At 50.9% G+C, this 23,085-nt stretch carries 22 protein-coding genes and 1 tRNA gene (1 of these 23 running past the window's edge); 17 read left to right on the top strand and 6 right to left on the bottom strand.

Going from position 1 to position 23,085, the window contains the following annotated elements:
• Positions 1–16 precede the first annotated feature (16 nt).
• The 3 genes from SD425_RS23830 to fbp all read left to right on the top strand — a co-directional run bounded on the left by SD425_RS23830 (position 17) and on the right by fbp (position 3,026).
• A complete protein-coding gene (locus tag SD425_RS23830) occupies positions 17–1,354 on the top strand; it encodes an MFS transporter (protein WP_324673006.1) in 1,338 nt (445 codons plus the stop codon).
• 31 nt (positions 1,355–1,385) lie between these two features.
• Positions 1,386–1,850, top strand: a complete 465-nt coding sequence (locus SD425_RS23825; protein WP_324673003.1) for a nuclear transport factor 2 family protein — start codon at positions 1,386–1,388, stop codon at positions 1,848–1,850.
• A 138-nt stretch (positions 1,851–1,988) separates the two neighbouring features.
• Positions 1,989–3,026: a class 1 fructose-bisphosphatase gene (gene fbp, locus SD425_RS23820; protein WP_324673001.1), complete on the top strand. Its 1,038-nt coding sequence runs from the start codon at positions 1,989–1,991 to the stop codon at positions 3,024–3,026.
• 78 nt (positions 3,027–3,104) lie between these two features.
• On the opposite strand, the gene SD425_RS23815 is transcribed toward fbp, so the two are convergent.
• The 3 genes from SD425_RS23815 to SD425_RS23805 form a co-directional block, all read right to left on the bottom strand.
• On the bottom strand, positions 3,105–4,643 hold the full coding sequence (locus SD425_RS23815; protein ID WP_324672999.1) for an aldehyde dehydrogenase family protein: 1,539 nt from the start codon (positions 4,641–4,643) through the stop codon (positions 3,105–3,107).
• Between the two features lie 125 nt (positions 4,644–4,768).
• The gene (locus tag SD425_RS23810; RefSeq protein WP_324672997.1) at positions 4,769–5,125 is read right to left on the bottom strand and encodes a hypothetical protein; all 357 of its coding nucleotides are present in this window, start codon (positions 5,123–5,125) and stop codon (positions 4,769–4,771) included.
• A gap of 39 nt (positions 5,126–5,164) precedes the next feature.
• A complete protein-coding gene (locus SD425_RS23805; RefSeq protein ID WP_324672995.1) occupies positions 5,165–7,003 on the bottom strand; it encodes a hypothetical protein in 1,839 nt (612 codons plus the stop codon).
• 184 nt (positions 7,004–7,187) lie between these two features.
• On the opposite strand from SD425_RS23805, the gene SD425_RS23800 reads away from it, so the two are divergent.
• From SD425_RS23800 to SD425_RS23790, 3 genes are all read left to right on the top strand, one after another.
• Complete coding sequence (locus tag SD425_RS23800) at positions 7,188–8,138, top strand: GNAT family N-acetyltransferase (protein ID WP_324672993.1); 951 nt, start codon at positions 7,188–7,190, stop codon at positions 8,136–8,138.
• Entirely contained in the window at positions 8,126–8,809 is a 684-nt protein-coding gene (gene upp / locus SD425_RS23795) for a uracil phosphoribosyltransferase (protein WP_324672991.1), read from the top strand. Before SD425_RS23800 ends, upp begins: the two co-directional genes overlap by 13 nt.
• Positions 8,810–8,961: 152 nt before the next feature.
• The gene (locus SD425_RS23790) at positions 8,962–9,369 is read left to right on the top strand and encodes a hypothetical protein (RefSeq protein WP_324672989.1); all 408 of its coding nucleotides are present in this window, start codon (positions 8,962–8,964) and stop codon (positions 9,367–9,369) included.
• Between the two features lie 369 nt (positions 9,370–9,738).
• Here the strand turns inward: SD425_RS23790 and SD425_RS23785 are convergent, their stop codons facing one another.
• Positions 9,739–11,151, bottom strand: a complete 1,413-nt coding sequence (locus SD425_RS23785) for a DEAD/DEAH box helicase (protein WP_324672987.1) — start codon at positions 11,149–11,151, stop codon at positions 9,739–9,741.
• A 261-nt stretch (positions 11,152–11,412) separates the two neighbouring features.
• Here SD425_RS23785 and SD425_RS23780 point away from each other — a divergent pair.
• The 3 genes from SD425_RS23780 (at position 11,413) to SD425_RS23770 (ending at position 12,913) form a co-directional block, all read left to right on the top strand.
• Positions 11,413–11,489 (top strand) — tRNA-His (locus SD425_RS23780).
• A gap of 109 nt (positions 11,490–11,598) precedes the next feature.
• Positions 11,599–12,534 carry a PfkB family carbohydrate kinase gene (locus SD425_RS23775; protein WP_324672985.1) on the top strand — a complete coding sequence of 312 codons (936 nt, stop codon included), beginning with the start codon at positions 11,599–11,601 and terminating at the stop codon, positions 12,532–12,534.
• Between the two features lie 112 nt (positions 12,535–12,646).
• Positions 12,647–12,913 carry a hypothetical protein gene (locus SD425_RS23770; RefSeq protein ID WP_324672983.1) on the top strand — a complete coding sequence of 89 codons (267 nt, stop codon included), beginning with the start codon at positions 12,647–12,649 and terminating at the stop codon, positions 12,911–12,913.
• Between the two features lie 71 nt (positions 12,914–12,984).
• Here the strand turns inward: SD425_RS23770 and SD425_RS23765 are convergent, their stop codons facing one another.
• Positions 12,985–13,803: a hypothetical protein gene (locus SD425_RS23765; RefSeq protein ID WP_324672982.1), complete on the bottom strand. Its 819-nt coding sequence runs from the start codon at positions 13,801–13,803 to the stop codon at positions 12,985–12,987.
• 30 nt (positions 13,804–13,833) lie between these two features.
• Entirely contained in the window at positions 13,834–15,567 is a 1,734-nt protein-coding gene (locus SD425_RS23760; protein WP_324672980.1) for a M61 family metallopeptidase, read from the bottom strand.
• Between the two features lie 236 nt (positions 15,568–15,803).
• On the opposite strand from SD425_RS23760, the gene rpmH reads away from it, so the two are divergent.
• The 8 genes from rpmH to SD425_RS23720 form a co-directional block, all read left to right on the top strand.
• The gene (gene rpmH / locus SD425_RS23755; RefSeq protein WP_324672978.1) at positions 15,804–15,962 is read left to right on the top strand and encodes a 50S ribosomal protein L34; all 159 of its coding nucleotides are present in this window, start codon (positions 15,804–15,806) and stop codon (positions 15,960–15,962) included.
• A gap of 19 nt (positions 15,963–15,981) precedes the next feature.
• Entirely contained in the window at positions 15,982–16,410 is a 429-nt protein-coding gene (gene rnpA / locus SD425_RS23750) for a ribonuclease P protein component (RefSeq protein ID WP_324672976.1), read from the top strand.
• Positions 16,411–16,450: 40 nt separating this feature from the next.
• Entirely contained in the window at positions 16,451–18,151 is a 1,701-nt protein-coding gene (locus SD425_RS23745) for a S41 family peptidase (RefSeq protein WP_324672975.1), read from the top strand.
• A 134-nt stretch (positions 18,152–18,285) separates the two neighbouring features.
• The gene (gene tsaB, locus SD425_RS23740) at positions 18,286–18,981 is read left to right on the top strand and encodes a tRNA (adenosine(37)-N6)-threonylcarbamoyltransferase complex dimerization subunit type 1 TsaB (protein ID WP_324672973.1); all 696 of its coding nucleotides are present in this window, start codon (positions 18,286–18,288) and stop codon (positions 18,979–18,981) included.
• Positions 18,982–19,045: 64 nt separating this feature from the next.
• Positions 19,046–19,555: a DUF2480 family protein gene (locus SD425_RS23735; protein WP_324672971.1), complete on the top strand. Its 510-nt coding sequence runs from the start codon at positions 19,046–19,048 to the stop codon at positions 19,553–19,555.
• A 161-nt stretch (positions 19,556–19,716) separates the two neighbouring features.
• A complete protein-coding gene (locus SD425_RS23730; protein WP_324672969.1) occupies positions 19,717–21,027 on the top strand; it encodes an APC family permease in 1,311 nt (436 codons plus the stop codon).
• A 314-nt stretch (positions 21,028–21,341) separates the two neighbouring features.
• Positions 21,342–22,355 carry a hypothetical protein gene (locus tag SD425_RS23725; protein ID WP_324672966.1) on the top strand — a complete coding sequence of 338 codons (1,014 nt, stop codon included), beginning with the start codon at positions 21,342–21,344 and terminating at the stop codon, positions 22,353–22,355.
• 63 nt (positions 22,356–22,418) lie between these two features.
• Positions 22,419–23,085: the 5' portion of a serine hydrolase gene (locus SD425_RS23720; RefSeq protein WP_324672964.1), read on the top strand. The gene runs 608 nt beyond the window's last position; 667 of the gene's 1,275 nt are visible here — the first part of the coding sequence; the start codon lies at positions 22,419–22,421; its stop codon lies off the right edge, out of view.

Below are 23,085 nucleotides of genomic sequence, written 5' to 3'. Positions count from 1 at the left end.
CGACCGATCGACTTTGATGACACCCTCTTCACCTGTCGCAACGACATCTGCTACCATCGGTAAATATCGCTGGACGATCTGTTCGCTGGTATTTTTTGCCACCACAGTCAACTACCTCGATAGGGCGGTAATCTCCCTGTTAAAGCCTTACCTAGAAACAGAGTTTCACTGGAACTCGGGTGATTATGCCAACATCGAAATAGCTTTCAAGCTAGCTTACTCAGTAGGCATGCTGGGGGTAGGGCGAATTATCGACAAGCTCGGTACCAAGATGGGCTATGCTATGTCGACGTTCCTGTGGAGCTTGGCGGCTATCGGACACGCCTTTGTGAGCAGCACCCTCGGCTTCGGTGTAGCACGAGCTTTCCTGGGTATCACGGAAGCTGGTAACTTCCCGGCCGCTATCAAAACCACTGCAGAGTGGTTTCCTCAGAAAGAAAGGGCGTTGGCGACGGGTATCTTCAACTCCGGTTCTAACGTGGGTGCTATCATCGCACCGCTAACGGTTCCATTGATTGCGGAGACGATAGGATGGCAGTGGGCCTTTATCATCACTGGTGCTCTAGGTTTCGTTTGGCTTATCCTGTGGTTCGCTTACTATGAAGTTCCTGCCCGTCATGCCAAACTCAGCGAGGCCGAATTCAAATACATTCATAGTGATGTAGATGATTTAGCTGCCGTAGCAGTAGAGACTAAGCCGAAGGTTTCGTGGTTCAAGCTGTTGAGTTTCCGACAGACGTGGGCTTTCGTAATCGGCAAATTCATCACAGATCCTATCTGGTGGTTCTACCTGTTCTGGTTGCCAGACTTCCTGAATAAGCAGTATGGTCTTAAAGGCACTGCCGTTTCGCTGCCAGTAGCGGTAGTCTATATCTTGTCTAGCATAGGAAGTGTAGGTGGTGGCTGGATTCCTTTGAACTTTATCCGGAATGGTTGGCCCGCTTTCAGAGCACGTAAGACTTCCATGCTGCTTATTGCCTTCTGCGTGTTCCCGATTGTGTTCGTTCAGTACCTCGGGCAGATCAATATGTGGCTAGCTGTACTTGTAATTGGCATAGCTGCTGCGGCTCACCAAGCATGGAGTGCTAACATCTTCACCACCGTTTCCGATATGTTCCCTAACCGGGCAGTTGCTTCAGTGACAGGGATAGGCGGTATGGCTGGTGGCTTGGGCGGCATCGTGCTGACTGCCTTGGTACAGAAACAAATGTTTGTGTACTATGAAAGCATCAACCAGCTAGATAAAGCCTACTTCATCATGTTCCTAATCTGTGGTGGTGCTTATTTGACGGCTTGGGTTATCATGCACTTCTTAGTGCCTCGCATGAAGCCGATCAACCTAGACGAGGCGTAAGCTGCCGTTTACTTTCCTTGCTTTCTCGATAATGAAAAAACTGTCGCTACTGCTGGTGATGCTTTTGCTCACGCTGCCAGTTCTTACTATTGCTCAAACTAAAAAAGATCAAATGGCCGTCAAAGAAGTAGAAGCCCTGGAGCGCCAGCGTTTTGAAGCGCAGGTGAAGAAAGATTATCCAGTTCTAGAGAAGCTGTTTGGCGATGACCTCGTCTACACGCACTCTGATGGTCATCAGGACACCAAGACGAGCTACATTCAATCGATCCGCGACGGTAAGAGCCAGTACGAAAAAATTGATGTAGAAGCGCTAAACGTACGCTCCTACAATGATGGCAATACGGCTGTGGTAAATGGTACCATCGTCATCACGTCGCCACCAAAGCCTGATGGTCAGCCCAACCTAGCTCGTCTGAAGTATGTGGTCGTGCAGATCAAAGACCCAAAGAAGGGTTGGCAAGTAGTGCTTTGGCAGTCACAGAAGCAAGTAAAATAAAGTAGAGCGCCTACGCTCTGCTCATTTGAGCACAGCAGAATAGAGGGGACCTCGCGCGCAGTGTAAACGGAATCGAACACTGCACGAGAGGTCCCTTCGCTGTAGATATGATTTAACTCAACTCCCACTATTTCCCTCATGAGCACGAATCCCGATAATGCCTTAGCCCAACCAGTGGGCACCACATTGGAGCGTTACATCATGCGTAAGCAAAGCGAATTTGCCTACGCCACAGGTGAGCTTTCGCAGTTGCTCCGGGATATTGCGCTGGCTGGAAAGATCATCAATCGCGAAGTAAATCGCGCCGGATTATCAGAGCTCAAAGGGGCTTTTGGGACCGAAAATATTCAGGGCGAGCAACAGCAAAAGCTAGATGTAGTCGCCAATATTCGCTTCATTCGGGCACTTAAAAACGGCGGGCAAGCGTGCGCCGTGTTGTCGGAAGAAGAGGACGAGATTATTCAAACGGGAAATGACCAAGGCAAGTACGTGGTAGCCATGGACCCACTGGATGGGTCGGCTAACATTGACGTAAACGTGCCTATCGGGACGATCTTCTCCATTTACCGGCGTATTTCGCCCGTAGGTAGTCCTGCCACGCGCGAGGACTTTCTCCAGGGTGGTCGGAAGCAGGTGGCTGCTGGCTATGTGCTGTATGGGTCTAGCACCATGCTCGTCTATACGACGGGGCATGGAGTGGTTGGTTTCACCTATGAGCACTCATTGGGTGAGTTCTTCTTGTCGCATCCTGAGCTACATATCCCGCAGGACGGCAAGATTTTCTCCTGTAACGAAGGACACTGGTTTGACTATCCGGAGTTTGTGCGCACCTATCTAATGGAGTGCAAGCGCAAGGGTTATAACGCGCGCTACGTAGGTTCGCTAGTGGCCGACTATCACCGAAGCTTGCTGATGGGAGGCGTCTACATGTATCCGCCTACTGCCAAAAAACCACAAGGAAAGCTGCGCCTGCTCTATGAGTGCTACCCCTTGGCCTTCATTGTCGAGCAAGCGGGTGGTGTTGCTGTAGCCGGCGCGGATAATACCGCCGTGCTGGACATCGTTCCTACTGATTGCCACCAGCGCAGCCCGCTTTTTGTTGGCTCGGCGCGTATGGTGGAGCAGATTGTAGCTGGTGCCAAGCAGGAAGCTACAACTACTGTGAAAGCGTCCTAAACCTTAAACAAGCCCATAAAACAGAAAGGGCCTCCATTATGGAGGCCTTTCTGTTTTATGATAGACGTAGCAAGTAAGCTAGATCTTCTCGGGCAACAGGGTTGCATCTTCGAAGTTGCCGAGGATAGGCTTGTCTCCTTGTGTTACGGCTTCTACTAAGAGTGCACCGCCAACGAAGGCTCCTTTCCACGATTCACCTAGGCCGCCGAAAACCTCTTCCCGGTCGCCGCGTGAGCGGAGCTTGTTGATGCCCACTTTGAATGCGCGGATTTCTCGGGCTGTACGGCTAGCTAGCTGCGTGTCGTCGCTCGCTAAAGCTGACACGAGAGCCCCGTTGGAGATGTTCATTTCGCCCACAAGTTCTTCCACACGGTCTACTAGCACGATAGAATCGATAGGGCCGAACGGCTCTTTGAAATACAACTCGCTCTGACGCGGCAGGTTTACTAAGGCCCGCGGGGCTACGTACGACCACCGATTCTGACCTGGTAAGAATAAGCTGTCATCGAGTTTGCCTTCTAGTAGGGGAGTGGCCCCCGTTTTTAGGGCATTCTCATACAGGCGATTGAGGTCGGCGGCCTGATTCGAATTAATTACCGGTCCAAAAGCTAGGTCAGGCAGTGCGTCGCCGGGGTTATCCACAAGTGTGGGGTTACCCACTTTCAAAGTGTGGATAACATTCCAATAAGTCTCTAAAAACTGCGGGAACAAGTCACGCTGCACAACAAAGCGCACGTAGGCGGTGCAACGCTGCTTGCCATAGTCGTAGCCTTTCTTCAGCTGATCGGCCAACGTGCTCCAATCGGAGAAGTTCCAGATGCCGTAGGTATTCACGCCTTCCATTTCCAGCATGTAGCGTTTGTGCTTCGAAGCCAGAGCGTCAGCAATGTTGCGGCCATTGTAGCGGCCACCCACGAAGCTAAGGCAGTCTACCTGGTCGTCTTTCACCAACACGTCGCTCAACTCGCCACCTGGGCCGCTCACCAGCGTCACCGGCAAACCGCTCCGACGTGCCAGGGCAAAAGCTAGGCTTAGGGAGATGAAGCCGCCATCCGTTGGCGTTTTAGCAATGACGGAATTACCGCATAAGATCTGTACCAGCACCGCGTGCATCAGTACCGACATGGGGTAGTTCCAGGAGGCGATGTTGCTTACCAAGCCGAGCGGGCTGCGCTTATCGAGCATGCCTTCGATGTTGTCCACGTACCATTGCACCCCGTCGATGCAACGGTCGATGTCGGTGAAACCTAGCTTATAGGTTTTGCCAATCTCCCAAATGAGCAGCTTGCCAATCAGCTCCACATGCTTGCGCAGTAAGTCCAAGCAATCTTGCACGCGGCTCTTACGCTCATCCAAGTCAGTAGCAGCCCATGCGGCAGCTTCGCCCTTGGCAAAGCGGACGGCGCGCAAAGCTATGTCGCGGTTCAGCATGGGTAGGCCGCCGAGTACGGTGCCATCTACCGGGGAGATAAACTCGCGGGGCGTACCTGCGAATTGCCACTGACCTTCCAAGAGATTCAGAAAACGGCCCTGCTGATCGAAGATTTCAGGAGCAATCTGCTTTACCTGCGCCAGCAGGCCAAAAAACTCAACTTGAGGAGAAATGATTTTGGGCATGAAAAGGAGGTCGTTGTAGGCAAGCTGATACGATGGGCAGCAAGATAGTCCAGGGTTGGCTAATCTTTCGCACACCTAGCTATTCAACTTATTGTTTCTTAAAGAAAACGACCATGCTCGCGAAGCTAGCTTTTGAACACGCCAACCACCTCAATCTGCCCATAGATATTGCGGTTGAACTCGGCGAGCTCTTCAGCAGGTACCCACAGTTCTTCGTGGTGCCGGTCGCCTACATTTTGCACCGGAAACTGAGCAACGTAGTCGGCGTCGATGGCGAAGCGCAGCACATAGCCGACGCCGTAGTAAGGCATATTCCACTCACTTGCTATCTGCGCGGCGTACTCCTCATTAAGCACTGGATAAAAGATAGGCTGCTCGGGCAGACGTGGCGGGAAGGCCAACCACCCGGAAGCAGCTATCAAGTCAAGCTCCTGCTGATTGACGGGGCGAAAAAGCAAGATGGTAGCAGAATCGTGGCGCATGTGCAAACCTAGGTTGGTGGCGTTGTACGGAAGCTAGGTTTAAAACTCGTGTAAGCGTTGCGCGATGTTCCAGCGTAGTGCAAGCGTGGCGAACACCTCATTCGTCTTGGCCGCGGTGGCAAACGTTGAAGTTTGGTGACGTGCAATTAGCTTGGCATCGAGCCACAAGCTGTGACGTACTTGGTAAGTAGCCGTGAAATCGGTGTGCAAAAGGCGCGTTTTGTTGCCGTCGCCGACTCGGAAGCCGTACTCCAAAATATTGCCGTTGGCATCTGTTGGGCGCACTGTGTAGGGGAGCAGCACGTTGCCACCGTAATTAAGCAGCGTGTTAGTAGCACCTAAGTAGTCGTTGCCCTGCACGGTATAGATGCCTTTCGCCACTAGATTTAGGCGGGGCAAAACCGGTGGCTGGTAGCTGACAATACCTAGCAGCTCGTACAGGTTAGCGCCCATCGGGTGCGCAAGCGGCTGCTGGTAATGCTGGTAGTTACGAAACCGGTCTTCGTGCTGGTAAGTATAGGGGCGGATGTAATTGAACTCACCCTGAATATCAAGATTTGCAATACCCGCTACATCGAGGTATTTGCCGCCTAGCTGCACAGCTTGCTTGTTGGCCCACCAACCATTACCTGAACGGATTTCGCTCAGCACAAACTCGTCGAGGATAAGCTGCCCGTACAATTGCGTCCGATGCTTGATGTTCCATTTGAAATCCAGCCCTAGGATGGCATTGTCTTCCGAGCCAATGTGCTGTTCAATAGCACGGTAGAAGATAATAGGATTCAGGTATTGAAGCTCAAAATTGCCCTTGCGTCGCGAGAAGACTTCCGATTCGAACACACCAACGTTAAAGTTCGGCGTAATGTCGAGGCTGAGATGGTGCAAGGCAAAGTACTTCTTCTGGAACACCGTATCTGGCGTGACTCCTCGCTCTGTGTACTTGCCACTGGCTGTCATCTCGGCAAACAGGTTCTGGTAGTTTAGCTTCCAAACCCGCGTGTTGAGCTTCAGAAAGAAATAAGGCGCACTGTAATCGGATAAGATCAGTGAGCGGTACCCGTTACCAATCACGTTGCGGTCGTGGCCAAGCTGCACGTTGATGTGCTTAGTCGCTGCATACGTAACGTAGCCGCGCGCTGAAAAGAAGTCATACTGGTCTGTCTTTCCTTTGAAAGGTTTCCAATAGCCTTCATGCGGCACAGCTCGGTCGCGGTCGATGCGGCGCTGCACGTAGCCTGGCACCGCCATTTGGTTGTCGGCCAGGAAGGTGTAAAAACCTAGGCGCTGATCAATGGTGCCTTCTACCTGGATGCCCCGCGTGTTCACGTAACGTAGCCCGCTCAGCTCATTGTCACGGCCAGCTTGTAGCAGCAGCACCGGATTGACGCGCAACGTGAAGTCTGGCGTCGCTACGTGGAATAAGTCGGACTGATTGCGGTAGAAGTTCTTCAGCACTGGCCGTTGGCTCTGGTTCTGACCCAGAGCCGAGTCCTGGGGCGTGTAGTTCCAGTTGTCGCGCAGCAAATAGCCCGCGTTGAAGCGGTCGGCCGCCGATAGGCTCGTCCCCGCCGTACTATCCTGCAGCATGCGTTGCGCCAGCCGCGCCACACTAACTCGCGAATACGGCCGCACCGAGGTGTGTGGGTCGTTGAGTGTATCAGGTCCGTATTTGATGGCGTAGCGGTCGATCAGCCGATATACGTCTTGGTCGAGCGGAACGTAGGTAGCGCCCTGCGTCGTTTTGGGCGCGGGAATAGCTTGCTTCGGCGCTTTTTTATCAAATACAAGCCACGTGGGGCCATCGGTAGGAGTAGTTTGCGCAACAGCACGCCCCGCTAACAGACCTAGGGCGCTAAAAATCAGTAAGGATTTTTTCATAAGGTAGGTAGAACGCCGCAGGCTGGGTGGTAGTACACGCGGTTGTACAAACCTACACAGTTGTAGCGGAGTGCTCGCAAGAAGAAAGCGTAAGAGCAGACGTAGCAGCTTGTCAGGGCGCGCGTCTTACTTTTAAGAGCAAATTGCTAACCAACCGTTTTCGCTAATACTATCATCAGGCTCTGTGTCACTCCGCTACCTTCACCACGCTGAAATTGACCTAGCTGCCTGGGATACTTGCGTGACCGTGGCGCAAGCGTCAGTACCCTACGCATATTCGTGGTGGCTGACGGTTACCGTTGGAAAGTGGGACGCCGTAGTGGAGCTAAACGACGCAACTGGCGCTTACAATTCCATACTGCCGTTGCCGGCTAAGTGGCGCCCTTGGGGCCGGCAAGTGTACCAGCCAGCCTTCACGCAGCAGTTAGGGCTACTTACTACGGCTGAAAGCCAGCAGCAGAATTTGACAGAATACCTAGCTCTCGTAGCTGGTCGATATTCGCGTTTTTACACTCAAGCAAACGTAAGTAATAACATCTGGCAGTTGCCAGCGGGGTTTGCATCAACGGAGCGTCGTACTTATCTACTGGACCTCGCGCCAAACTATGCTACGTTGCTAGCAGGCTACGCTGCCGACTACAAACGTCGGTTGCGACGCAATCAACAGCAGATTCAACCGTTAGTAGTAAAGGAAGGAGAGACGGGCACAGCACTTGTCGAGTTGTTTCGCTTGTATAAAGGAGGAGAAGTAGCAGAGCTGAAGGCGTGGCACTATCGGCAGTTGGCAGCCTTAATCAATGCCTTACAAGCGCGGGGGCTAGCTAGCATCGTAGAGGTACGCCAACCGGGTACCGATAACTTACTTGCTAGTGCGCTGTTCGTAAAGCACAGAGGGGGGCTGATTTACTTGTTTGCGGCCGCGTCACCAGCGGGCAAACAAGCGGGGGCTCCGTTGCTGCTGCTCGATCATACAATCCAGCAGTACGCAGGAACTCCTGGCTTTGTCCTCGATTTTGAAGGTGGCATGATACCGTCAATTGCCCGTTTTTTTGCCAACTTCGGGGCTACACCCGCACCGTACGCGGCTGTAGCTCTCTCTACTCCTCAACCTTGGTACATGCTATGGAAACCGTAACGTCCACTCCCGATACCTCCCTGCCTGAACGCGTGCATGTTGTGTGCGCCGAACCTTCTGTTGCTAATCATTTCTTGGCGGAGCTACGCGACGTGGATGTTCAACGCGATAGTTTGCGCTTTCGGCGTAACCTACAGCGCCTCGGCGAAATCATAGCGTATCGGATTAGCTCGCAGCTCAGCTACACCACCAAAACGGTGCAAACTCCACTCGGAGAATCGAATGGTGAGCTGCTACGTGATTTTCCTGTGCTAGCTACTGTATTGCGCGCTGGCTTACCATTTCACCAAGGCTTTCTCAATTACTTTGATCAATCGCCTAGTGCTTTTGCCGCCGCTTACCGCATCGAGGGTACGGCGCAAGTGCAGGTGCAACTCGATTATCTAACGGCACCAAATTTGGATGAGCGGGTTCTAATCTTGGCTGATCCGATGCTAGCTTCTGGCAAGTCTTTGGTTCAAACCTATCGAGCGATGGTACGCTTCGGGCAGCCTCGTCAAGTACACATTGCTGCTGTCATTGCTAGCCCGGAAGGAGTGGAGTATGTTACGCGTGAAATCCCAGAAGCTACTCTTTGGGTTGCTGCCGTCGACGAAGGGCTCAACGAGCAAGCCTACATTGTGCCTGGTCTGGGCGATGCTGGCGATTTGTCGTATGGCAGCAAACTATAGCGAGTCCATAACCATTCTGCGGAACTAAGCACTTGTTCTGTAACCTCTTCCTTGCATTGGCCGATTAGAGATAAGCTGACCTTTTTTCCTGCAAATACACCTGTTCCGTGATACCGTACGCAGTCAAATATATTTCCGTTTTTCTGCTGAGCATGCTTAAGTTTTTAGGCGGCCCGGTAGCAGGCGTAGCGGCTGGTTTGCCGCCTAGCCTTATTTGGGGGCTCACCGTAGCTGGCATGATGACCAGCGTTGTTGTGGTTTCGGGCATAGGCCGCGCATGGGCATTGCACCAGCGCGAACGGCGACAGCGGCGTGGTAAGCCCCTGTTCAGCAAGCGTAGCCGCAGCATTGTGCGTGTCTTTCGGCGGTTTGGTATGCCAGGTATTGCCTTCTTGACGCCTATCCTGTTTAGTCCGATTGGTGGTACTGTCATTGCAACCCAACTGCACGTTCCTAGAATTCGGATTTTACTACATATGCTCTGGAGCGCCGCTTTCTGGGCTGCTGCTCTCACGCTTCTCGCTTTCCGATTTAGCCATCTTTCTTTCTTCCATCATTGAGGTTAAACAATGTATGAGGCTTAGTTGCCTAGGTGACCAGGCCTCATATATTGTTTAACGAAGAAGCAAAACGCATCTAGGCCTAGGTACAATCGTCAACTAAGACAAAGGAGAGGGCCCGGAAATACCTACTTGTAGGTATTTCCGGGCCCTCTCCTTTGTCTTAGTTTTATTGAAATTAAAACTTGATTAGTTCAAGTAATTGAAACCGTCCCCTCTCTTTCGTTCTCACAGTATATGAAGACTGATCTACTCTCCCGTTTGCAATATCGCAAAGCCGTACTCATGTGGTTAATCACTGCTAGCAAACCAGCACTGGCGTAGTATAGCTAAGCTTTATTGGTACCGCAGTAAGAAGAAATCTCTAAGTTATTTTCGGCGAGAGCCACGTAGCCTAGCCGCCGCCTTTGCCGCTGGCGACTGGCTTTTGCCAGGAGAAGCCCGCTTCTTTTTGCCTTTTTGGCTACGATTGGGGCCTTCTACATAAGGCAAGCCCGTTCGTTTGTCAATGTCCTTCTGTAAGGGTGTCTTTTTCTCGTGAAAGGCACCCTTAAAATCTGGATCCAAGCGGCGACGGCGCTCATCTACTTCCCGGTCCATACTCTGCTGCTCCTCGAAAGTCGTTGGCATAACCTTTACGTCCGGCGGTAGTGGCAGTTCCGGGATTTCCTGATGAATCAGCTCGGCGATGCGTTCCATGTGGTGCATTTCGGCTTCGTTGGCAAACGTAATGGCGGCACCTGTGTGTGCAGCGCGGCCCGTGCGCCCAATACGGTGCACATAATCGTCGTACACAAGCGGCACATCGAAGTTGATAACGTGGCTTACCTGCGGTACATCAATGCCGCGGGCAGCTACATCTGTGGCCACAAGGAAGCGCAACTCTCCGTTGCGAAATGCCTCCATGGCATTCGTGCGTGCATTCTGCCCTTTATTGCCGTGGATGGCCCTAGCTTCGCCAACTACTTTGCGAGTCAAAAAGCTCGTTACGTTTTCAGCGTGCTCCTTCGTGCGGCAGAAAATCATCACGCGCTGGAAGGTGTCCCAATCGAGCAACAGATAGTCAAGCAGGTTGATCTTGGTGAGCAGGTTGGGTACGCGGTAAAGCGTTTGGCTCACATTTTGGGCCGAGGTAGCAGCCGGCGTTACCTCCACCCGCACGGGAAACTCCAAGAACTCTTCACTCAGTGTAGCTACCTTATCGGGCATTGTAGCTGAGAAGAGCACGTTCTGCCGCTTGGTAGGTATTACTTCCAAGATGCGCCGGATTTGAGGCATAAAGCCCATATCCATCATCTTGTCTGCCTCATCGAGTACCAAGGTTTTCAGTTCCTTCAATATCAAGTCGCCTTTCAGGTAAAGCTCCAGCAAACGGCCTGGTGTAGCAATCAGGATATCAACGCCCTTTGCAATGGTTTCGATTTGAGTTTTCGGACCTAGCCCCCCGTAGATGGCGAAGATGCGCAGATCGGTGTAGATGGCTAGGCGCTTCAAATGAGTTTCAAGCTGCATTGCTAGTTCACGCGTAGGAGCCAAAATGAGGGCGCGCGGGTGAATACCCTGTGCGTATTTGACCTTCATGAGTAAAGGAAGCCCAAATGCTGCCGTTTTTCCCGTACCCGTTTGGGCAATACCTAGCACATCGTGGCCAGCTAACAGCAGTGGAATGGTCTGCTCCTGTACGGGGGTTGGGTGCTCAAACCCAGCTTCGGCTACAGCGTTCAGCAGCTGTTTGTTGAGCTTGAATTCGGCGAAGGAAAGGGGTACAGAAGATTCAGACATGATGGAGTAACTTGAAATCAAACCGCAAAGGTACAGCGAAGCGGCGGAAGGCAGTAGTAACACACCGTAGTATGTTCTCGTTCGCAACCCAGCAAGCTAAGTTTGTGATTATTACGGAGTAGTGATTTGCCCGTAAGAGGTAAGCCATAAACAAGCTAGGTCGTACACAGAACGCTGAGGCGAAGCGAGTAAAAAAATATTCCTCTGTTCTTTTGCATAAACCCCGCCATCTGCTACTTTTGTCGCTCTATTACCTACATGGTGGTCATAGCTCAGCTGGTTAGAGCATCGGATTGTGATTCCGAAGGTCGTGGGTTCGAACCCCATTGTCCACCCCATTGAGAAACTGAAAAGTCCCCGGAAAGAAATTTCCGGGGACTTTTTTTATGATTGTGCCGTTGTGCACAGCAACAGTCTTTGCATGCATCACTTTTTACTTCTCCCTCTATGAGTCTAGTAGTTATCGGTACCGTTGCGTTTGACGCATTAGAAACGCCTTTCGGCAAAACCGACAAAATCATTGGTGGGGCGGCTACATACGCTACCCTTTCTGCTTCTTACTCAGTGAAGCCAGTGAAAATAGTAGCCGTAGTGGGCGACGATTTCCCGCAATCCGATATTCTTCTGTTGGAGGAACATGGCGTTGATACCCAAGGATTGCAGGTCAAACAAGGGGAGAAGTCATTCTTCTGGTCGGGCAAGTACTCCAATGATTTAAACTCGCGCGAAACGCTCCAAACGGAGTTAAACGTGCTAGCCGATTTTGACCCGATTCTGCCTGACTCTTATCAGGATTGCAAGTACCTGATGCTAGGTAACCTAACTCCTCAGATTCAGCGTTTAGTAATCCAGCGCCTTGTTAATCGGCCGAAGCTGATTGTGATGGATACCATGAACTTCTGGATGGATGTGGCCATGGAAGAGCTGCTGACAACCATCGAGATGGTTGACGTGCTCAGCATTAACGATGAAGAGGCGCGTCAGCTTTCCGGTGAGCACTCGTTGGTGAAAGCCGCCAAGAAGATCATGGCCCTAGGTCCGAAGTATCTGATCATTAAGAAAGGCGAGCATGGTGCTCTACTGTTCTGCAAGAACAAGATCTTCTACGCGCCAGCTCTGCCGTTGGAAGAAGTGTTTGATCCAACCGGCGCCGGTGACACATTTGCGGGCGGCTTCATCGGCTACCTAGCTGCTACCGATGATATCAGCTTCGATAACATGAAGCGTGCGGTAATTCACGCTTCTGCTATGGCTTCTTTTTGCGTTGAGAAGTTCGGGACAGAGCGCTTGATCAACCTCACTAAGGAAGAGATCGAAGCACGGGAAGCTATGTTCTCGGAACTCGTGAAAGTAGTGCCAGCTACTGCAACGGCTACAGTTTAGCTTAGGGCAATTGGCTAGGTGAAGGCTATGATTTAGTCGTGTGTTTTAGCAACCAAATGCGTGTAGGGTAGGTAAGAAGAGTATTCTATTTCTCACCTTAGTGCCTAGCGTCATGGAAAAGCATAAGAGCAATTCATCGAGCAAATCGAATAAGAAAGAGAACAGCCCCATGGGCCCCGATGCCCTACAGCATATGCCTGCTGATCCGGATGCTCGTGGTAGCGGTAGCACCCAGCAGAACGTGAACCAAAATCATATTACGGAAACGGGAAACGAGACAAAGAACAACACGCCCGGTGGCAACTTCAATGAAGTTCGCCATAGCCGTATTAATAAGCCACGAAACAATCCGAACCCTGCGCAACAGAACGCTAAGTAAGCATTGTAATTAAATAAAAAGGCCTTCTACAATTAAGTAGAAGGCCTTTTTGTTGGCGCTTATGTCCACGCCTAGGGGATGACCTTCATGCGCACTACGCGCGTATCCACATCGTCCTTATCAAAAAAATCTTGCTGAAAGAGAATGGAGTGGTCATCGAGCCAACGGGGTTCTTGTACACCCCATTCTGTTTCTCGCTCCCAAAGAAGACGAGGTGTACCCTCGGCCGACCAGACCTGCAAGCCGTTAGGTTCATAATGGGCCAGTACATCAGAGTTGCCACACACAAAATGGCGACCATTAGGTGATATGGCCGGAGGACCCCAGATGGGTGTGCGGCGGCCTGTCCGCTGATCAACGAGCACGTAATAGCCGCCCTCGTACAGGTGAACCGACAAGAGCCACTGGCCAATTTTTGGTAACGAGGCGATGTACTCGTAGGCGATGTTAGTGTCGTAATCTTCTGCCGGATTGTCGACGAGTCGCAGCGGGGGGTGATCCGTCGGGCGTAGCCACAGTGTACGTCCTGCTCGTTTCACCAAGGGACCTGCATTACGCAGACGCTGTCGTTCCTCCTTCTGCGGATCTATGTCTAGCTCTTCTCCTTCACTCTCATCGGCGTTGCTCGTGCGCATCCACGCGGGGCTCGGGAGGGCATCATACGCGCTACGGGGAGCCGGATAGATGGCAAGCACATGAGCGCGGTGCACCGCCAACGTATCTAGGTGCGCTAGGCTATAAATGCGAGGCGGCTTCGGCGGCGGTAGTAGCGTCACGGGCGGGATAGTGTTCACCACTGGGCGCGGGCGTTCAGCTAGCGGCATGCGGAAGGTGCAGGCAGCTAGGGCTGTTGGCAAAGCCACTACCAGTAATAAACGAGGCCGGAGCATTGGAACGCTACCCACTAACAATACACAAAACTAAAATGCCTGCTTGAGCCACTGCTGAAAGCTAGCTTGCTGCTCGGGTGTGGCATCTGGCAATTTTTCGACCGTTATTTTTTGCCAGAAGCGTTGTTCAGCCGCAGCAACGAGCGTGACAGTCAATAACCGGTTTTGCCGGAAAATGCTTAGCTCATACTGCTGCGCGCCATCAGCAAACAGGCTCTGCAAATTCATCACTACTCGGCGCCCATTTACGGCAATAATCTCGTCGTCAACCGTGAGGGCTGCCGCTGCCGGTGAGCCAGGTAGAATGGCTGTCACTTCCGTTCGCTCGCTTTTTACTGCTGTTCGAAAGCCAAATATACCTTCCGAGATAGAAGCATTCTCGCGAATGCGCAACTGGCAGCCTACGGAGTTCAGTACTCTGTTGAGGGGCTTCTCTAACGGAGCAGTACCGTACACAAACTGGTCGAAATAGCGCTGCATCGATTGCCCAGCTACTTCCGACACAATACGAATGTAGTCTTGTTCGGTATAGCCTACGCCTGCTTTCCCAAAATCCTCCCACAGGCGACGCATCACGTTATCAAGGCTACGCTGGTGATGGGAGAGACGACGAATGGTAAGGTCGAGCAACAAAGCGACGAGTGCTCCTTTATGATATACAGACACCTTACGGTCGGGCACGCCAGATTTGTAGCCGTCAAGCCACAAATCCATAGAAGCATCCGCTAGCGAAAGGTTGAAGCGGCCATAATCGTCGTAGTGCTTGCGCAATACGGTGTTCAATTCCTCAAAGTACTGCTCGGCTGTGCGCACGCCGCTACGAGCTAGCATATACTCACCGTAGTAGGTCGTAACTCCCTCCGCGATGTAGCAAGTGCGAAAGTAGTTCTCCCGTGTGTAGTCATACGGCAGCATCTCAGCTGGTCGAATACTCTTGATATTCCACGTATGAAATAGCTCATGACAGCTCACCCCCAAGAACTCCTTGTACAAGCCCTCTGTCATCAGCAGTTCGGCTGGACCTAAGGTGATTACCGTAGAATTCGTGTGCTCTACGCCGTGGTAATGCTTGTAAGGTAAGATCTGATTGAGGAAGTGGTAGTCAGCTACTGGGAAACCACCAAAGAGCGCAACTTGCTCGGCAGAAAACGCCGTGAAGTCACGCACAATCCGGCTCCATTCGGGCGCGCACTCACCTTGTACCCAAATGTAGAAGGGAGTACCCTCTACTTGGTACTCGCGATGTTGTAAGCTAGGACTAGCAATAAGCGGACATTCCACCAACTCATCAAAGCTTTGAGCTAACAGCGTATGCGGGCCGCTTTGAGGCATACCGCAGGCAATCTGCCAGTCGTCGGGCAAAGCAAGGGTAAGCTGGCAAGCTTCCTCGCGCCGCCCTTCGATGTACATGAAGCACTGTACGCCATTGAGGTAAAGCTGTGATTCATCTAACCACGAACCGCCCGCATCCATCTGGTGCGCATAGAAGTTGTAGCGCAGCTTCAGGGTTCGGCCTGCGGCGTTTGGCACCTGCCAACGGTCTTTGGTTACTTTTTGAAAAGCTAGGTTCTCACCGGAAGCAGCATCCTCGATAAGTACGCGCTGAACTTTCTGGGCAAAATTCTGCAACTCGTACCGGCCTGGGCGCCAAGCCGGCAACTGTAGCTCCACCGCATCGTGGGCAGTAGCCGAAACCTCAAAGGTCATCTGCACCTGCACGTAAAAAGTAAGCGGATTATCAAACGAAATGTAGTAGTGGACCATAGAGCGCCAAAAGGGGAGCACAAACGAGAAGGTAAAGCTAGGGCATCCTAGCAAAAGGTAGCCCAACAATAAATCTTGTTTCTTCTACGTAAATTGTAGGTTTTTAGCTTAGCTGTTGAGGATCAACTTGCTAGTAAATGGCACAGGTTGAAAACAAAAGCTAGGATAAGCTTTGGCATTTACAAATCAACCGCTTACCTTTGCCGGCCATCCCCGAATAGCACTATACGACGACGATGAAAAGAACATTTCAACCCTCGCAGCGCAAGCGCCGCAACAAGCACGGCTTCCGCTCACGCATGGAAACCGTTAATGGCCGCAGCGTACTGGCCCGTCGCCGCGCCAAAGGCCGCAAGCGCCTAACGGTATCCGACGAAGGACGTCATAAGCGCTAAACCGCTGACGATTTCCACTGTGTCGCCCCAGTCTGCTTTAGCGCCGGGCGCGCGTTCGTACTCCTTTTCGAAAGAAGAACATTTGTGCCGGAAGAAGCTCATTCAAGAGCTTTTCGGCCAGGGTTCTTCTTTTGGTTTATACCCCTTACGGTTTATTTGGCGGCTCACGCCGACTCCTACTTCGGCGTCGCCTCAAGTGCTGATTAGCGTATCCAAGCGCACGTTCAAACGAGCCGTCGACCGCAATCGGTTAAAGCGCCTTGTGCGCGAAGCATACCGACTTAATAAACACAAACTGACAGAAGCAGCCGAAGGACATTCGATTGCTTTACTGGGACTTATTTACACCGGAAAGGAAAAAAAGCCTTTTGCGGTCGTGGAAAAAAAATTAACTTCAGGGCTGGAGCGTTTGCTGAGCGAAACCCGTCCCGCCCCCCGCGGCGACTGAGGATTTGTAAGTTGCGTGTTATCTGCTTCCCGCCTTTCCTATGCGTAAAAAAATTATTGCTGGCCTCGCTGTTGGCGGCGCACTACTAGTATCCTTCCGGCCCGCTGATAACGAGCGGTACTTCGAAATAGCTAAGAACCTCGACATATTCGCCACCCTGTTCAAGGAGGTGAACACCTACTACGTAGACGAAATAACGCCTTCAAAGATGGTGAAAACGGGTATCGACGCGATGCTCAAGTCGTTGGACCCATACACCAATTATATCCCGGAGGACGACATAGAAGATTTTCGCACGCTTACTACTGGTCAGTATGGCGGCATTGGAGCACAAGTGGGCAAACGCAACGGCAAAACCATTGTGCAGTCAGCTTACGAAGGCTATCCGGCTCAGAAGGCTGGGCTGCTACCCGGCGATGAACTACTGACTATTAATGGCGTTAGCACCGAGAAGAAAAGCAACAGTGATATCAGTAAGTTGCTAAAGGGGCAGGCTAACTCGATAGTGAAGCTCGAAGTAACACGCTACGGGCAAGACAAACCTATCGAGATCAGCATCACGCGCGACAAGATTCAGGTGGACAACGTGCCTTACTATGGCATGGTAACACCAGAGATTGGTTACTTCCAGTTGTCTTCGTTTACGGTCGACGCAGGCAAGGAAGTTCGTATGGCAGTAGCCAAACTGAAGGAGCAGGGAGCCAAGAAGATTATCTTCGATATCCGGGATAATCCAGGTGGTTTGCTCAACGAGGCTGTGAATATTTCCAACGTATTTGTAGACAAAGGCCTAGATGTAGTAAGCACTAAGGGTAAAGTGACGGAGTGGAATAAGACGTACAAGGCCCTCGATACGCCACTTGACACGCACATCCCAGTTGCAATTATCACCAGCAACCGCTCAGCTTCAGCGTCCGAAATTGTATCGGGTGTACTGCAAGACTATGACCGCGCTGTGGTAGTAGGAGAGCGTACCTTTGGCAAAGGGCTGGTGCAAGCTACCCGGCCACTGAGCTACAACTCGCAACTGAAAGTTACGACCGCCAAATACTACATTCCGAGCGGCCGTTGCATCCAAGAAATTGACTATGCTCACCGCGCTGATGATGGTACCCTAGGGAAAGTACCTGACTCGCTGCGAACAGCCTTCAAAACAGCTAGCGGCCGCACGGTATACGATGGCGGCGGTGTTGCGCCCGATGTGTCTGTGCAGGTACGTGAAATTGCAGACATTACCCGCGTGTTGCTCCAGAAGAATTACATTTTCGACTACGCCACACGCTACCGTTCCGAACATGCGACTATTCCGTCGGCCCGCGAATTCACACTTTCAGATGCTGAGTATCAGAAGTTCACGCAGTTCCTAGCGACGAAGGATATCAACTATTCAACCGATGCGGAGAAGTCCTTGGCTGACCTTACTAAGAAAGTAAAGGACGAGAAGCATTATGATGACGTGAAAACGGAGTTAGAAGCCATTCGTCGTAAAGTTTCTACGAACAAAGGCAACGACCTGACACGTTTCAAAACAGAAATAAGAGAATTGCTAGAGCAGGAAATAGTATCTCGCTACTACTTCCAGAAAGGCCAAATTGAAGCTAGCTTTGATGATGACCCCAACATCCTTATGGCTATGCAGGTGCTAAATGATGCACCTCGGTATGCCGCCTTGTTGAAGCCAGGTACTCCAGAAGCCAAAACTCGACCGGAAGCCAAGCGGAGCACGGCAGGAGGGAAGTAAAATTTAATAGTATTTATAGTAAAAAGCAGACTCAGCAACGAGCCTGCTTTTTTGTTGGCTGTAGTTCTATAGCTATTTAAATAACTCATTAGCTATGAATTTACTGTTGTCAATAGAGCAGGTACCTTTGTGTTATGTCTACGCTTATTCTTTCTCTCGAAACGTCGTCGCCTATCTGTTCCGTTGCGTTACACCAAGATGGCACCTTGCTAGGTCAGTCGGAGCTACGACTGGAGAAATCCCACTCCTCGCACGTGAGTGTTCTGATAGAACAACTGCTAGAAAACACGGGCAATACGGTGCATAACTTAGGTGCTGTGGCCTTATCCGACGGGCCAGGATCGTATACCGGCTTGCGCATCGGGGCGGCAGCAGCGAAGGGCTTGTGTTATGCATTGAATATTCCGTTGTTGGCTGTTAGCACATTGCAGGCACTAGCGCACCAAGCTGCTGCCTGTACGAGTATGCCAGAAAACTTTCTGTACTGTCCCATGCTAGACGCACGACGCATGGAGGTATACACGGCGTTATATACACACGAGGGAGCGGAAGTGCTAGCTCCCACACCGCTTGTGTTGGAAGCAGACACGCTGGCCGAACAAATGACCCACCATCACTTGTTATTCTTTGGAAACGGTACTGCTAAGTTTCAGCCGCTTATAGCTGAACAGCCAAACGCCAATTTTCTGACGAATATTGAGCCATCGGCAATAGCTGTCGGGGAATTGGCCCAACAGGCCTACTTGCGGCAGGAGTTTCGCGATGTGGCTTATTATGAGCCGTTTTACCTGAAGGAAGTTTATACAACTACGCCCAAAAGCAAAACCTAGCTAGTAAGAAGAACGCACATCGTTACGTAATCAACGTGCTAGGTTCTCAGTCTTCATCAAACTCATGGAAGAAATCATTAACCGCGTCGCACAAAGTGCTCTGACGACGATAAATTTAGAGGAGCTACTGCATCCGGGAGAACGGGTCGTGTATGATATCAAGGACAATCTGTTTCAAGGGTTGATCTTGCGGGAAAAAGATTTTCGGGAATTCATCAAAACACACGATTGGACGCAATACGCCGGGAAAAACGTAGCCATCATTTGCTCCGTAGATGCTATCGTACCAACTTGGGCGTACATGCTACTCGCTACTAAGCTGCACAATCAGGCACATCGCTACGTATTCGGCAACTTAGAAGCACTAGAGCAGGAGCTGTTTCAAGAAGCAATCGCAGCCATTGACGCCGAGTACTATCGAGATGCTAAAGTAGTGGTAAAAGGTTGTGGCAATGTGCCCGTACCTACCTATGCGTATGTCGCCATCATGCAGAAGCTTTTGCCTGTGGCAAGCAGCATTATGTATGGGGAGCCTTGCAGCACGGTACCGCTCTACAAACGACCAAAAGTATAGAGTACTCCTAAATTTGCTTTGTTGTCATTGAGAGGCTAGCGTAAGATCTGGGCTAAGTAAGCGCTCTAGATCCTAAGCTATTCTCTCAGTGACAATTTTGTTTGTAGGCCCCTGCACAAGAAGCTTTCTTCCTATTGTGCATTCTCGCTTAGCTACTCATTATGGCCCAACCTTCCGTACCTATTTATCGCATTGGTTTGTACACCGGCATCGCTATCGTTGTTGCCAATATGGTCGGAACGGGGGTATTTACCAGTCTCGGTTTTCAGGTGCTAGGTATCCAAAGTGGCTTTGCACTCCTGATGTTGTGGATAGTTGGCGGACTAATCGCCTTGTGCGGAGCGTTGAGCTACGGTGAGCTTGCGGCAGCTTTGCCGCGTTCGGGTGGCGAATACCACTATCTATCTTATATCTACCACCCGATTATAGGGTTCTTATCAGGTTGGGTCTCCGCAACAGTGGGCTTTGCAGCGCCAACAGCTTTAGCTGCCATTGCCTTAGGGAAGTATGCTGTTAGTGTGTGGCCTGCTTTAAACCCGCAAGTGTTATCGATGCTTGTAGTAGCGGTACTCACGCTCATTCACGCAACGAGCAGCCGAGCTGGTAGTCGTTTCCAAGTTGCTGTTACCTTATTGAAGGTGCTACTACTCATTCTGTTTATTGGAGCTGGGTTGTGGGAAGCTACACCACAGAAGTTATCCTTTGTACCGCAACATGCGGACTGGCAGCAGATCATAAGTCCTGCCTTTGCTATCTCATTGGTGTATGTATCTTATGCGTACTCGGGTTGGAACGCCGCTGTCTATCTGGCTGGTGAGGTCGAGCAGCCCCAGCGCAATCTGCCGCGCATGCTAATAACCGGGACGACTTTAGTGCTCTTATTATACGTGGGGCTCAACTTCGTTTTCCTTTATTCTACGCCCCTAACAAAGCTGTCCGGTCAAGTTGAGGTAGGTTACCTAGCTGCCAACCAGATTTTTGGGCTAGCTGTTGGGCGATTGATGGGCGGTGTAATTGCTGTGTTGCTTGTCTCTACCGTAAGCTCCATGGTTTTTGCGGGACCTCGTATTGTACAGGTGATGGGCGAGGATCTACCCGCCTTACGGGGCTTAGCAGTCGTCAGTCGTCAAGGCATTCCGGTGAGGGCGATGCTGCTACAAGCATTACTTACCCTTTTCTTTATCGTTACATCTACCTTCGAAGAGGTTTTGCTCTACGCTGGGTTTGTGCTCAGTTTATCTACTTTCCTGACGGTGCTAGGGCTGTTTGTGCTACGCTGGCGCCAACCACAACTAACACGGCCCTACCGCACATGGGCATATCCAGTGCCTCCACTTCTCTTCCTCGCACTGAGTGGTTGGACACTTGTATTCATTCTCCGTGATAAGCCAGTAGAATCACTCCTGGGCCTCCTTACTGTTCTTGTAGGTGCAGGTGTCTACAAGCTAGGTATACAGAAGTCTGCTGCATGATAGCGACGTGCGTAGGGTGCACAGCATGAGTAGTAAACCTTAGCGCGGATACAGGCAGTATATTGCCGCCCATTTAGGATATAGTCTCTTTACACGCACAACTATTTATGCGTTCTTACACTGTCTGGTTTTGGTTGCTCTGCATCGTAATACTGTGTGGCGCCTGTTCTGAACAACCTTCTTCCCCAAAGGAAACAGCTGTTAGTAGCCCACCTACCTTGCCTAGCGTCGATCCAAGTGCTCAACCCAAGCCAAAGCTTAAGGTTGAGCAGGATACAACCGCTGATCAAGATATAGCTGCCTTCTTGGCGGGTATGCCAGTCAGCACGCAAAGCAACCTACATCAGCTCACGACGCAGCCTGCGTGGCAAGCCTTCGCGATGGGCGCAGACAAGAGCTGGCTCAACTATCATCAGACACGCACTACCAAGATGCAACAGTGGGCTGCGGAGGAGCTGGATTCGGTTCGTAGTGCTAGCCCAACCGTCTTTTATCCGTTCAGCGGCCCTGATCTATTAAACGTAGTAACGCTATTTCCTACCAGCCAGACGTACATATTGGTAGGATTGGAGCCAGTTGGTACAATTCCTCAACCTAGCACGTTAGAAAACCCAGCCTTGTTTCCGGCTATTAAAGCCTCGTTGTGGTCGATTCTGAACTTCAGCTTCTTCCGTACCAATGATATGGCCGTAAATCTTAAATCGGTCGAACTGGATGGCGCATTGCCACTCTTGATGCTTTTTGCTGCGCGTACCGATCAGCAGGTGCAAGTAATGCGCTATGTGCAGCTTGGTTCAGATGGACAATTACTCCCTGCTGACACAGCCGTGATTCACAACCCCGGCCCAAAAGTTATTCCTGGTGTTGAGCTAAAACTCATTGCTAAGAATGGTCAGCAAAAGACCGTGTATTACTTCTCGGCTGATCTCAGCGATTGGAAGCTAGGTATTACCAAAGAAGCGATGCTGCGCTACGTCCGAACCCTAGGTCCGCTGACAACCTACGTGAAATCCGCTACTTATTTGATGCACAAGCTATATTTTTCCAAAGTGCGCAAGCTTATTTTGGAAAACAGCCACTACATTTTACAGGATGATTCGGGAATTGCGATGAAGTATTTTCCTCCTGAAGAGTGGCGGTTTACCTATTATGGCAATTACCGCCGCCCTATCAATCTTTTTAGCAAGTTTTATCAGCCTGAGCTTACTGCTGCATACCAAGATTCGATTCACAGACCACAACCTTTGCCGTTTGGTACTGGCTACAATTGGCGGCAGAATGATTCTAATTTGCTCTTGGCATGTCGGCGCGGTGCTCCAGCAAGCTAGTTGCCTGGACGAAAGAGAATGCGGATGAAAGCCTGTTTGCTGTACTTGATTGGTTGCGTTAGCATGAGTGGTTTAGCCTCTAGCTATCCGGACCAAATACCGGTACCTAGCTTGTTAGCGAAGGAGAATAGCAATGAAAACAAAGCCACGGGAAAATCATGGCTGTTGGATAGTCTGCTCCATTCTGACGCGCAGCTAGCTGCCGTGGTTAATCAGGCTGCCAAATACGAGTTGCAAATCATTTACACACAAATTGACCGCGATGAGAAAAACCAGCCACATTTCACGCAGCACAATTTTCAGTTAGATGCGCACCAGTATTTTGACCCTGCTAGCTTAGTTAAGCTCCCCACAGCTATAGTAGCGCTAGAGAAAGTCAACAGTCTACGCCATCATGGGCTTACTCGGCGTAGTCCTATGGCCACAGGTGTAGCTTATCGTTGTCAAACACCAGTACCTTTTATCGCTGCCGCAGATTCCGATTACCAATATAGTATTGGAAACTATATAAAGCGGATGTTACTCGTTAGCGATAATAACGCTTATAACCGCCTCTATGAATTTGTAGGTCAAAGGCCACTTAACGAACGATTAGCCTCTTTAGGCTATTCGCAAGTCCGTATCGTACGTCGCTTCGCCCCATGTGATACAACTGCTAATCGCCATACGAATCCCGTTGCCTTCTATGACCCAAATGGCCATATAATCTATAGTCAGGAAGCTGCTAGCA

This window comes from Hymenobacter sp. GOD-10R (assembly GCF_035609205.1).
In the GTDB taxonomy this organism is placed as follows: domain Bacteria; phylum Bacteroidota; class Bacteroidia; order Cytophagales; family Hymenobacteraceae; genus Hymenobacter.
The sequence above is the reverse complement of the archived record's forward strand: the minus strand, read 5'-3'. Positions and strand labels throughout refer to the sequence as shown.